Genomic DNA, 14,034 nt, shown 5'->3' with positions numbered 1-14,034 from the left:
CCCATGGCCATCGAGGTATCGCCCGAGGTCGGCAAGATCTTCCTCGTCCTGACCGGGGAGCAGTGGCCGAGCGCGAACGAGGACGAACTGCGGGAGGTCGCGGGGATCTGGAGCGACACGGCAGGCACCATGCGCGACGACCTCGCCCCGCTGCTCGTCCAGACGGTCCACCAGATCAGGGCCGACTTCACCGGCAAGTCGGCGATCAAGTTCGCCGACATGATGGCTCCGTACGTCACCGAGGAGCCGCGCTATCTCCCGGCGGCGGCCGACCAGTTCGAGGGGCTGGCCTCGTTCCTGCGGGAGACGGCGACCCAGGTCGAGTACATCAAGATCATTTCGATCGAGGAACTGGTCCTGCTGATCGCCCAGATCGCCTGGGCGATCGCGATGGCGTTCTGGACCGCCGGCGCGAGCATGACCTGGCTCGCGGCGCGGATGGCGATCGTCCGTGCTCTCCTGAACACCTGGTGGGGCCGCCTGCTCCTCCAGTTCGCCATGGCCGAGCTGACCGGAGTCGCCTTCCAGACCGCCCTGGACGTGCTCACCCAGGCGATCCAGTTCGCCAAGGGCACCCGGACGAGCTGGGACCTGAAGTCGACGGTGAGCGCGATCGAGGTCGGCGTGGCGGGCGGCGCGCTGGCGCTGCCGTTCTCCGTCTTCTCGCACGCCCTCAGCGGGAAGCTCACGACGCTGCTCACCAAGGCGCTGGGCAAGGACATCTCGCTCGCCTCGGTGAAGGCCGCCGTGACCGGCGCGGTGACCGGGGCCGGCCGTACCCTCGACCGGGCCCCGGCCAGGGAGATCGCCACGACGGTGACGAAGGAGCTGCTGAACGCCGCCGACAGGCCACTCCGCATACGCCTCGCCCAGGTGGGCGTGCCCGCGCTCGTGGAGATGGTCGAGGAGGGGCTGCACGAGAGCATCACCGAGGGCGTGGTCAGCGCGGCCAACGGTCAGGGCTTCCAGTTCAACCCGTTCTCCTTCACCTCGGGAGTCGCCTCGAACATCGCCGACCAGGCGGGCCACGCACTCGGCCACCACCTGGCGACACGGGGACCGAAGGCCGAGGGGTATCGACGGCTGGTCGAGCGCGACGATGAGAAGGACGACTGGGAGAGCGGCAGCGGGGAGAAGGACGCCGGGGAGAGGGACGGCGAGGAGTACGCGCGCCCGCCCGCCGGCCTGAGCGGAACGGACGGCCCGGCGCCGCCCGCGAACGCGATGCGCGGCGGCGGTGTCCAACCACCGGTAGCGCGCGATGACGTCCGCGCGATGCCGTCGCCGTCGCCGTCGCCGTCGCCGTCGCCGTCGCCGTCCGCCGCTACGACGAGGTCGGGCGACCGCGCCACCCCGGCCGTGGCGGGGGCCCCTGCCGGCCTGGCGCGTCCCGACTCAAATGCACCCGGTATGCACGGGAAGGGGCTGGCCGGGCGTATGGCTGGACCGTCCGAGGTCGGGTCGCCGTCGTCGGAGGCGGGCTTGGATGCGGCGGGGAGGCCCACCGGCCCGGTGGGTCCGGCTCCGAGTACGCCGAGCACGGGCGGGAACGGGTCGGCTGGGCATGTGGCCGGACGGTCTGAGGTCAGGCCGCCGACCCCGCAAGTGGGCTTTGAGCCGCCGGGGAGTCCCGCCGGCCCGGCGCGGTTGGCTCCGAGTACGTCTGGCACGGGCGGGAACGGGTCGGCTGGGCGTGTAGCCGAGGTCGGGTCGCCATCTCCGGAGGCGGGATCTGAGGCGGCGGGGGGTCCTGCCGGTGTGGCGCGTCCGGCCTCGGGTGCACCCGGTATGGGCGGGAAGGGGCGTGCTGCTGGACCGTCCGAGGTCGGGTCGCCGTCGCCGAAAGCGGGCTTGGATGCGGCGGCGGGGAGTCCCGGTAGCCCGGCGCGCCCGGCTTCGAGTACGCCTGGCACGAGCGGGAAGGGGCTGGCTGGGCGTGTCCCTGGACCGTCCGAGGTCAGGCCGCCGACCCCGGAAGCGGGCTTGGACGCGGCGGAGCGGAACGCTGCCGCGGAGGTGGCGCCCCCGCACCCGGCCGAACCGAAGCCGCCCGTGCCCGGTGGCCGCCCGGACGCGCCCTCTTACGGCGACCGCGACCCGTTCCGCGCCCAGCCCGCCCCCGCGGACCGGAACCCCGCCGCCGTGAAGCAGCCCCGCGGGGGAGACTCCTCCGCCGCAGGGAGCAGGCCGGCGGCGAAAGCCCCCTCCGAGACCGAGCGGAGTGCGTCGCGGGATGCGTTGGGGGTGCCGGGGTCGTCGGGCGGATTGATGGAGGTGGAGAGTGTGTCCGCCGCCGGGACCGGGCCGTCGGTGAAGGTCCGGCCCCACGCGGAGGGGAGTGCGTCGCGGGATGCGTTGGGGGTGCCGGGGTCGTCCGGCGGTTCGATGGAGGTGGAGAGTGTGTCCGCCGCCGGGACCCCGCCGTCGGCGAAGGTTCTGGCCCAGGGCCCCGCTTCCCAGGGCCCCTCCGACCCCTCCCACACCCGGCGGGAAGCCGTGCCGGCTCCGGTCCCGGCAGTGCCATCCGCCGACCAGTCGACGGGACTGCCCGCCGCGGTGACCGACCGCGCCCTCATGGTGAAGGCGGCCGACCTGGGCCAGGTGACCCGCGACGACCTGGGCACCGCCGAGCGGCTCGTCGTCCTGGCGGACGAGACCGCCCTGGTGCCCGCCGCCGCGGCCCGTGCGGCCGCCGTACGACTCGGTGTCGACGTCGTGGCCCGCGTCGACCGTGCGCGGACCGGGACCGGCGCGCACAGAGGCGTCCGCTGGATGAGCTTCCCGAAGACCGGGCGGCGGCCGAAGCCGGCGGATCCGACGCCGGGACCGATCGGCACGCCCGCCTCGCCGGCCCGGCTCACCGACGAAGAGGTCCGGCGCCGGTATCCATGGCTCTCCCGGATCAACCCGCACTACGGGCGGGGCGACGACTTCGCCACGAACTGCCTTCTCGCCGCGATCGGCACCGATCTCACACTCGAAGAGGCCGCCCGCCATCCCGGGGAGGAGCCCGGCCGGCTGCCGTACTTCCAGGTACCGCCGTCGGGGGGCGCGCCACAGGACCATCTGCGCAACTTCGGGAAGGGTGACCCGATCGACGTCACGGACTTCGGCGCGATCGTGCACGCCATGGCGAGGGCCGGAGACGGCGCACGCGGGATGGTCGTGGCCGGCTTCGAGGGCACCGACGTCGACCATGTCTTCAACGCCGTGAACGACGGCGGCCGGATCGTTTTCCTGGACGGTCAGAAAGGGGCGCGGGCGGTCCTGCCGGAGCGGTTCCGCACCTTGCGGTTCCTGCCCACCAGCGAGGGCTTCCCGCGTGCGGGCATCGCCGTCGCCGCCGCGCCGGGGAGGCCGGGACGTGTCGTCGGGGCCGACCCCTCGGCCGAGTCCGCCGCGGCGACGGGCGACCGTACGAGCGACCCTCACGAAGACGAGGCCACCGCGCGGCCGTCGCACGCCCCGCACTCGCCGGGCCGGGGCCGGACACCGCGGTCGAGCCTGCGAACCGACCCGGAGCCCGCCCCCACCACGGCCAGGCGGATCCGGTTCACCCCGGGCGACGTCGCGCGCGACGAAACCGGCCGGCGGCCTGACGTCCCGCAGGACGCGACGCCCGCGACCCCTCCGGCCCCCGGGGAATCGCCGGCGTCGACGCCCGCCGGGTCACCGGTGTCGGGCGAGCTCAATCTGGCCGATCTGGCCCGGCTGAGCGAGGTGGGCCAGGTGAACGACCGGCCGGTCGCGATCCGGCTGCCGGGCGCGCCGCCGAGCGCGCCCGCGTTCGACCGGGACTCGCTTCTCCGGATGGACGACGAGGGGCGCGGGAACACCGTCTACGTGTTCGGCACGGCGCAGGACGGCCGGGTGATGGCGGACGACCAGGAGATCCCGATGGAGGTGCTGGCCGCGCACTTCGTCGAGAACACGGCGCCGGGCGCCTTGCCGCACCTGGTGATCTCCGGTGGCGGAGCCGTGGCCGGGCGGCTCTCGCGGACGCTCGGAAGTCCCGTGGTCGCCACGCCGCACGAGGCCGCGTACGACAGGGAGCGCGGCCGAGTGCTGTCGCGGCTGAGCTTCGAACCGGACTCGCCGCTCGAGGAGACCGAGGACGAGAGCTTCCGGCTCTACGCCGGGGGAGACCCTCACGGTATCCCGCTTCCCAGCGAGGCTCGCGAGGAGACGGCGGCCGGACGAGCCGGGCGGACGGCGCCGGACCCGTCCCGCCTGGTCCCGCCTCCGCTGCCGGCGGCGCTCCAGCCCCCTCCGGTGGCCACACCGATCACGGCCGATCCGATGATCCGGTCGATCGGCGTGCCGCGTGCGGGGCTGCCACGGACGCGCGACCTCGTCGTCGCCATCGACCAGGAGCTCACCCGCCTCGGGAAACCCCCACTCGCCGCCCACACCAAGGTCCTCCTGGCACATCGGCTGCTGGCGAACTATCCGTTCCTGCTGGGCACCGGCGCTCAGAACGACACGAGCGGCCTGCCGGTACGGCTCGGATCCGCCGAGATCCTGATCACTCTCGACCCCACCGACCCGCACGTGCCGTTCAACCCGGCCGCCTCGACGACCGCGCCGTCGGGCCTGCCGCGGGTGGAGGGTCATCACAACGCTCCCGACACCGTGAACGCCAACTTCGCCACCGGGGCGCACGTACAGACGCAGTCCGGGCAGACCGGCGGTACCCGGGGCGCCCTGTCACTCAGCTTCGGCATCGGTGTGACGCCCAACATCCTGAACGTCGTACGGGTCGGCGCGTCGGTCTCCGGCACGGCCAACCAGTCCGGCCGTACGACGTCCCACATCGCCGACGCCGAGGGCGGCCACGTCGAGGACAACCGGACCCAGGCGACCCTGGTCGCGTACACGCCGAACTGGTCGTTCCGGGTCCGCACCGACCGGAACCAGCGCTGGGCCGACGTGCCGCCCACGCGTCTCCCGGCCGCCGGCGAGGAGAAGCTGCTGCTGTGGATCCCGCAGCACTACCTCGACACGGCGCCGGCGCAGGTGTCGGCGTCCGGTACCCGGAGCGACCGGCTGCCCGCCTTCTACTACGCGTCCGGCCTCACCGAGATCCCCCGGCTGTTCGACGAGATCGTCGCGACGCTCGCCGGCCAGGGTCTCAGGCTCCCGATCGGCAGCCTCACCCGTGACGAGCTCCAGCAGAAGCTCTGGAACCTGAGCGCCCACCTGGACGAGGCCGTCGACCGGCGGAGATACCGGATCATGCTGCACAACGAGCGTGGCCGGCCGGTGGCGGAGGTGACCGTTCGCTCCGAGCGGTTGCCGAACGCCGTCCGCGTCGGCCAGACGAGCGACAAGGCGCACCTGGAGAACGTACGGACCGCCATCGACGGCATGAGCGGCGGCCACACTCTCACGAACGCCACCTCGGTGACCCCGGCCAGCCTCGAGTTCGACATGACGCCGAACCCCACCGGAATCGAGGACCTGGACCTCGGCGTCAGCCTGTACGCCGGCTACACCGCGACGAACGTCTACGGGATCTCCGCGGGGCGTACCGGCCTGTGGGTGGTGGTACCCCGGTACACCGGCCACACGGTCGCGTACTCCGTTCCCTTCCGCCACTCCGCGACGGTCCGCGTCCGCCGGCGCGGCCGGCCGCGGCGGACCGAGGCGGTGCTCGGCCGGGCGCTGGTCCGGATGCCCGAGCCCGACGCGTACGAGCACGGCTTCCCGGTGGATCGGGAGGCGCTGAAGAAGCCGCCCGCCGACGGGAAGTCTCCCGCGTACACGCCGGAGACGATCCGCGGCACCGGCCCGCGTCCGAACGACCCGGCCCGCAAGGCGGTCCCCTCGTACGTGGCGCAGGGCAAAGGCGTCGGCATGGGCCTGGTCACGGTCGACGAGGACACCGTCGACGCGGTGATGACCGCGCTCACGACACGCCTGCGCGAGGATGGCTTCCTGCCGCCGGACGACGACCTGTTCGGCGGCCTGACGTGGTACGGCCACGGCAACAAGCGGGACAGCCAGCTGGACAACCTGGATCAGCTGGAGAAGTTCGTCTCGCTGCGGGGATTCGAGTCGGACTTCGACGGGCTCCAGCAGGACGGCAAGACGTTCACGCTGCGCAAACGGCGCGGCGGGCTGGGGGTGGACCTCGACGTCCACTCCGCGAAGATCACCATCAGGGCTCGGCGGAATCCCGCACACCCGCCGAGGTTCCTGCGAAGCACGAACCAGTACCACACGGTCAACCTGGCGATGGGCATGGACTCGGCCGGGCAGTCCGTCGGTCACAGCCGGAAGGCGGCCGTCGGCGTCAAGCTCAGAGCGCTGTACAACGTCCTCAGAGGGGTGGGCGTCGGCCTGGAGTACCAGTGGGGGATGGGCGCCACCGACTCGGTCGGCTTCCTCAACAACCGTCCGGAGCTGCTGGAGTACCCCGGCGTGGTCGACGAGTTCGAGGTCACCAGCGACTATGAGATCACGATCGAGTACGAGCACTCGGGGCCACAGGGCCTGATCTTCCCGACCCGCAATCCGGCCCCGATCCCGATCCCCGGCCAGACCGCGGTGGTACGGGTGCTTCCCGTCGGCACGGAGGACGGCCCCGTCTCGCCGAACCCGACGCCGAAGGAGGTGCTCGACCAGGGCGTCGTCTACTTCCTCGACGCGACCGGCATGCGTGACGCCGCGGGCCGGGCACTGACGAGCATCAGCGGGCCGGCGGGCCGGGCCGACCAGGACATCAGCACGTTCGCGGGAACGATCGCGCTGCGGGCGCACCTGAAGGAGATCCTCAACGGCGAGTACACCACCGATCAGCTGTTCGACCCCGGGATCTTCCGCGACAAGCTCGCCGCACTGGACATCCGCGGCCACCTGGGCCCCTCGCAGTTCGTGGGCGCCACCGACGATCCGTTCGTCATGGCCAACATCAAGTTCTGGCTCGCGGAGAACCGGCTCACCGACTCCGACTTCAAGGGAGTGACCCTGGACGAGACCGAGCTCGCCTTCGGCGGCCTCGCCGGTCCGGTCAGCCTGAGCGGAGAGATCGACACGGCCCGGCACTGGCAGTACAACCGCGGGAAGAGCAACGGGCGCACCGGGGCCAAGGAGATGATCCAGCTCACCTTCCGGCCGATGTTCTTCTACAAGGTGAGGGTGAGCCTCTTCGTCACGGCTCTGATGGAGGGGCACTCGAAGCTCCTGAACGGCAGGCTCGTCTACGACCAGGTGCCGCCGGTGCACGCCGACGCGGTCTACGGCGTGCCCGACACGATCGCACTGTCCTCTTACGCTCAGGGTGACCTGCCGGTCTCTGACTCCCGGCTCCTGGACTCCATGGGCCGGTGGCGAAAGGGCGAGCTCAGGCTGTCCGGCGACGATGCCGCGGGAGTCCTTCTCCGGTGGTACGACCAGGACACCACGAAGGCGGCGCGAGACGAGGTCCGGAAAGCGGCCGGGACTCTGGCCGAGATGCACCTCAACGGCGCGTCACCGGTACGGGACGCCGCCGTACGCCTCGCGTTCACGAAGAAGTTCGGTCACCCGCTCCCGGATCCGGGCGACCCCTATCTGGTCCCCGGGGAGCCCGTCGACCTCGCGCACTACGCCGGCCGGCACCGCGATTCGAACCTCTCGGACGACCGGCTGGCGAAGGCGATGGCGGATTGGCGGAAAGGCCTGCTCCAGGTGAGCGGCGACGTGGTGGCCGGGATCTTGATGCGGTGGCATCCGCCGCAGGGCGTCGATGTGGACGCGCTGGTCCGGACGCTCGCCGACCGGCACCGGCACGGCGGCGCGCCGATCTGGTCCACCGCCGTGCGGGAGGCGTTCAACGAGGAGTTCGGGCAGCAGCTGACCGAGCCGACCCTGCCGCACCAGCACCTGGAGATGCCGGAGTACCTCACCCGCAGGGATCCGGGCGGCCAGATGCTGGGGCACATCGGCGTCGATGACCTGAGGTACCAGAGCGGGCAGTCCACATACGAGATCGTCAGGGCGCAGATCGACCTGATCGCGCCCGGCCTGCTCTCCGCGGGCGCGGAGATCTGGAACCAGGCGGGGCGCAAGATCGGCACCATGCAGGGCGGCATCGACGCCCTGCAGGCGATGTTCGCCCGTGGCCGGGACCAGGCGATGTGGGAGGACGTCCTGGCCAGGGACGGATTCTCCTTCTACCTGGTCCATCCGGTCGGCTGGCTGCTGGCGGACGTCATCAAGGTCACGCTCACCGACGTCCTCACCTCGGCGCCCAGAGTGGGGGAGTACATACCCGGCAACGGCCTGGAGACCTATGGCCACAATTACAAGGGCGAGTCCGAGTTCAAGTCCAGGGACGCGTCGCAGTCGTTCACCGCCGCCAGGTTCGGGCCGGGATGGACCCACCTGGCCGGCGGGGCGGACCTGCGCACCGCGGTGGGAAACCATCGCGGCACGACCCGGTCGGACAACTACGTCGACGAGCAGACCGCCTACGACTGGAGCGGCCGCTACCGGCTCAGGCTGGATCACACGCTGACGGTGGCGGTGGTGCGGCTGAAAATGCCCGGCCGTCCGGTGAACAACCGGCTCCTGGACACCTTCGGCGCCGCGACGCGGCACGGCGACCAGGTCCCCGACGCCGTGAAGCAGGGAGAACTGACGCTGCGGATGCCCCGCGCGCTCGCCGAGGCGGGCGTGGCGCGCGGACCCGCGCCGCTGCGCGACCTCGTGCCGATCCCCAGGCTGCCGGGGAACGTCTTCGTCGCAGGCGCCCTGCTGGACGACGCGCTACCGGTGGCCAGAGCACTCCTGGGGAAGATGTTCCCTCCCGGACGGGTCGAGAGGTTCCTCGATCCCGCGCCCGGCCGGCCGGACCTGCGCTCCGGCCTGTCCCTGCCCGTGCTCCTGTCGCGGACGCACCTGACGAACCACCTGCGGGAGGCCACGGGCGGGGATGAGTACGAACTGGCCACCAACCTGTTCGTCCCCGGCGACTCCACCGAGAGGGTCGCCCTGTCGCTCAGGGGCAACCTGTTCGGCATGCAGGTGATCGGCCGGATGGGGCAAGGTACCGGCACCGGCCACTACGTCAAGCAGCAGAGCGGCACCACCGCGGCGGCGAGCAGCGACCTGAGCCGTCCCGCCGTCGACCTCTCGATGACCGGCGCGGGCGACATCGGCCACCACACTCCGGCGAACGGCTGGAGTCTCACCCTGTCCGCCAACCGCACGACCGGCGCCGGTCAGGCCGCCGCCGGCACCGAGAACTACCGTCGCGAACAGCACGTCAAGGAACTCGGCGCGACGCTCCTGGTGCGCATGCGCGCCCAGCTCTGGCTGGTGGCGACGAAGTCCGTGCACGGCCTCTTCGGCAAGCCGACGCACCAGGCGCCGGTGTGGAGCGACCCGATCACCGGTGACGTGTACGTGGAGATGTTCGAGGCCGAGTACGAAGAGCTGCTCGCGCGGATGACCGAGGAAGCGCCGAAGGCACAGGCCGAGCTGCAGTCTCGACTCGATGTCCACGCCTGGGCCGGACTGGACGGCGCGCCCTCGTTCGACCTCACCACGTTGCTGGCCGAGGCGGTCGCCGGGAACGTGGACGCCCCACACGCCTATCAGCACGTCGTCCGGCGGATCCGCGAGCAGGGCGGCGCCGACCGCCCTCTGGTCCTCACCCTCGACGTGGGGGCGGAGGTACGCCCCGTGCGGGCGGTGCTGGAGTGGGCGTCCGCCATCGTGCAGGCCGTCCAGGCCGCCGCGGCGGGCCCGCCCGTCCCCGTGCCACCTCCGGACTACCAGGTCCGTTACGACCGGCTCGCCGAGTGGATGGCCGGTGAAGGCCGTTCCCGGCGCGGGGACGTGTCCAAGCTCATCGAGTACGTCAACGACTTCCACGCCGGGCACATGGGCGGTGCGGAGGTGCTGGCGCTGCCTCTCGAGGTCTCGGTGTTCGCCCTCGACCCGGCGACCCTCGCCCGCGACGTCGCGCACGAGCTCGGCGCCCACGTCCGGCTGGACGACGACCGATCCGGCACGACGTACCAGGTCTGGGCCGACCCGGGCGGACGCGTCTACGCCCTCGACCCTGCGGACGGCGACCCCGTCCAGCTCACCTCCGACGACGCGGAGAGCCTCGGCCTGCTGTCGGCCGTCGTACGCGACGACGTCGACCTGTACGAGCTGGGCGACGACCTGCTGGCCGAGCTCTACAACACCTCCTGGACCCGGCAGCTGACCTTCGAGCAGGCGGTGTCCGGCGAACTCGCCGAGCGCCGTGACCGCCTGTCCTCCGTCGACCCTGACCTGCCCGAAGTGCTGGACCGGGCCCGGCGGGCGGAAGCCCACTGGGCCGGCGAGGCCGGTCGCCTCTCGGACGAACTCGCCGCTCTGCCGAAGGGCACCGGCCTCAGCAAGAAGCAGCGCGAGCGACGGGCGGCGCTCGGGCAGCAGACCGTGGAGGCGGGGGAGAACCATGAACTCGCGGAAAGCCTCATCACGCAGCTCCGCGGTCTCGCACGTCCGTCCCGACGGCCCAGGAGCTGGGACGCCGCGCTGGTCAGTACGATCACCGAGGATCTGCGGCGCGTCGAGACGTACGTGCAGCGGGCGGCGAGAGACCGTTTCAACCGCGCGTATCACGAGTGGACCGCACCGACCGCGTTCCAGATGGTCGAACAGCTCGAACAGGTTCTTCGCAGTGCCGGGCCCGGCTCTCTCTCCATCGTCACGGCGTTCTCCCCGGCCGATACGCGCACGACGTTCGCGGTCAACGACGACCGGGAGATCCGCTGGTACGAATGGCAGACCGGAGAGCGGGTGGAGCCGCCGAACGACGCGGAACGGATCTTCTCCTTCGAACTGGACCCGGACGGCATCCTGCTCAATCCCACGACCGAGATCCGCGATGAGGGCCATGTCGCGCTGGACTTCGGCGAATTCCGGGAGATAGCGCTCAGCCGGACCACCGAACGGCCCGATCGCGGCCGGTCGCACTCGGCGTCGACGTCGCGAAGCACGAGCCTCGTCCGGTCTCTGGCGACGGGCACGTACGAGTACGCGGTGACCGGGGCCTCACCGGTCTCCCGCCGGGGTTCCATGACGCCCCGGCGCGGCAGCCCCGCGGCGTCGCGGCGGCAGAGCCCGGCGGTGACCCCGGCCGTGTCCCGTAGCCCGAGTCCGGACATCGGCTCGGCCGGGCCGACGTCGTTCGGGCGTGCGCTCCAGCTCGCCGAGCAGCGACGCGCCTCCGCCTCCGCCGCACGTCCCCAGGTCCGTCTCATGTCCGAGGCGGCGTACGGCGAGGTGCCCCCCGACCCGTACGTCTACCAGCATCGGCGCGGCCACCACGGATGGGGCGCCGGGCAGGTGGCCGACGCGGCCTGGACTCAGAAAGGACCGGTGTCGGCGTACGCCCCGATCGCCTGGCTGACCTCCGGACGGCCGGACTGGCCGCTGAGCGCGGAGGACGTCGTACGCGACCATCTTCCGGGGGCCGCACGGTTCCTGGCCGATGGCTCGCTCACCGACGTGGACCGGGCCGAGCGCGCTCTACACCGGCACCCCGAGGGCACCGTCGAGACGACGACGCGGCTGCCGGCCGGCCTGCCGGTCGGCACGTGGATCTGGTTCTCGGGCCGGGAGGCCGGCGAGGCGAGCGGAGCCGCCCAGGTGCTGGCGGACGGCTTCCACATCTACCAGCCCTGGGAGATGGCCGTCACCGTTCTGCGAGAGAGCTACGCACGGGTCCTGCTCGGCGGGTCCCGTACCTTCGTCATCGCCCGCCCGGTGGCGACCAAGGTGGAGCCGTCGCGCTACCCGCCGGGACCCGGCGAGGCGCACAGGACGGTCGTGGAGGTGGACACGACCCCGTCCGACGACCCCCATCTGTACGTCAACGCGGACGGGAACCACCTGATCGGCGGTCCGCCGGCCGAACGCGCCGCCTGGCGCGACCTGGGCGCGCTCGGCGAGTACGCCCCGCTCTCGTGGCTGACCAGCACGACCGGCCACGAGTACGGGATGACCCTGGCAGACGTCGCGAACGACTCGAAGGGAGCGGTGCGCTTCCTCACCGAGTCCGAACGCGTCCGGATCCCCGCGCGGACGGTCCAGTGGTTCCTCTCCGACGTCTCGGACCGCATCGTCGCGTGGACGCTCGCGCTGCCCGCGGACCTGCCCGAGGGCACCTGGATCTGGTTCACCGGCCCCGCGGGGACGGGCGCCGCGGTGGTGCTGGCGGACGGCACCTACCGGCGCGCGCTCCCCGGCGCGCACGGTGACCTCGTGGTGGACCGTACGGAGCTGGACGCGATCCGCCGGGGCCACGACGTCTTCGTCGTCGCCCGGCCGGACCCCCGCGGCGTCTTTCCGCGGGCCGGTGCACGCACACCGTCGTCGCCTCCGCGGCCGGTCCCCACGGTCGCGCCGGTCCGTCCGGTCGCCTCGGTCCGAACCGACGCGCCCGGCCGGACGCGGACGTCCGTAGAGACGCGGACCCTCCAGCCGACCATCAGTGAGGAGTCCGAGGCGCCGCGGGTCGAGCCGGAGCCGGTCCGGCGTGCCCCCGCACCGGCGCGGCGCGCTCCCGTCGGATCGGTGCGGGTCGAGGTGGACGAAGCCGACCGGCGGGCTACGGAGCTCAGCGCGGCACGCTCCGACCCGATTCACGAGCAGCGGCTGCTGGCCCCGTACGGCGTGGTGCCGCTGGACGTCCCCGGCGACCACAACTGCTTCTACCACAGCCTGATCGCGATGGCCGGTGAGTACCTCGCCGCGCACATCGACGGTGTGAGGGAAGCCGGCCCCGGCCTGGAGGCCGTACGGCTGGTGCGCCAGTGGCTGGCCGGCCGGCTGCGGGCCGACTTCGCGGTCGCGGCCGAGGGCCTGCCCTCCCGGTACGCCGAGCTGTTCCTGAACCGGGGCGACGCCCGCTGGGGCGAGCTGGTGGAGCAGGTCGAAGACATGAACAGCTGGGAGAACGAGGCCGGCGACCTCGTCATCGCCATCGCGGCGAACGAGCTCGGCCTGCCGCTCACCCTGGTCGACACCGGTCTCGTCCAGCCGCAGCACTTCACCTACCAGGGCGGTACCCGGCTGCCGTTCATCCGCCGCGTCAACCACTACATGGGCACCCGGCCCGTCGACTCGTCCGCGCCGCCGTTCGCCTGGGAGGCCCACCACCCGCTCCCGCCGGCCTCGTCGGCCTCGGCCAGGGCCGACTTCGCCGCGCGGATCCAGGCGCGGCAGGAACGGTTCGCCGACCTGACCGGCCGGCTGCGTGACGCCGTGTCGCGGCTGCCGGAGGGCCGCCGGCCGAGCGCCGCCGACGAGGTGACCGCGCACGTCCTGGCCTTCGAGGACGTGCGCGCGGAGGAGGCCTACGCCGACCGGCCCGCGCCGTTCCGCCCAACACTCCGGCTGGACGCCATGAACTCGGCACTGAACGACCTCGAGAGCCTGCTCGGCCGGCTCACGAGCGAAGAGGGCCCAGGCGAAGAGGGCACAGGCGGGGAAGACCTGGGCGGGGAAGACCCGGGCGGGGAGGATCCGAGCAGGGAGGGTCCGGGCGGAGAAGGTCCGGGCGGCAGGCCGGTTCCGGGACGGGCTCCGAAGCATGGACCGGGACCGGCGCCGGAATCGGCCGGGCGGGCGCCGTCAGATCCGGCGCCGCGGAGCACCGGGGGCCAGGCCGAGGCACCGGATCCGGGGAACTCGGACTCGTGGCCGAGGTTCGTCCGCGAGGGCGAGGGCCGGGCGGAAGGATCCCAGGTCAACGCGAATGTCCTCCGGATCAGCGACGACGGATGGATCGAGCTGCCGGACAGGAGACGCCTGGACCCGGAGGGCTGGGCCCGCCACGGGCGGAACTACGTGCACGTGGCGTCCGGTCTGCGGCTGTTCCCCCGCACGTTCGCGTTCGGAACCGTCGCCGGCTGGGAGCCGGAAGCGGCCGATGCCGGGTCCCGGATCCCCTACGTCATGCGCGTCATCGGCACCGAGCTCTACCTGGTCCCCGCGGACGGCGGTGAGCGGATCCGCCTCCCGTACGCGCCGCGGTCACGGTGACCG

General features: G+C 72.3%; 1 protein-coding gene. It reads left to right on the top strand.

Going from position 1 to position 14,034, the window contains the following annotated elements:
- Nucleotides 1-3 precede the first annotated feature (3 nt).
- Nucleotides 4-14,031: a toxin glutamine deamidase domain-containing protein gene (locus QWU11_RS40820; protein ID WP_290119934.1), complete on the top strand. Its 14,028-nt coding sequence runs from the start codon at nucleotides 4-6 to the stop codon at nucleotides 14,029-14,031.
- Nucleotides 14,032-14,034 lie beyond the last annotated feature (3 nt).

Origin of the sequence: Actinomadura sp. DC4 (assembly GCF_030406325.1) — a bacterium.
Taxonomy (GTDB): Bacteria; Actinomycetota; Actinomycetes; order Streptosporangiales; family Streptosporangiaceae; genus Actinoallomurus.
This window is presented reverse-complemented; position numbering and strand designations above follow the sequence as displayed.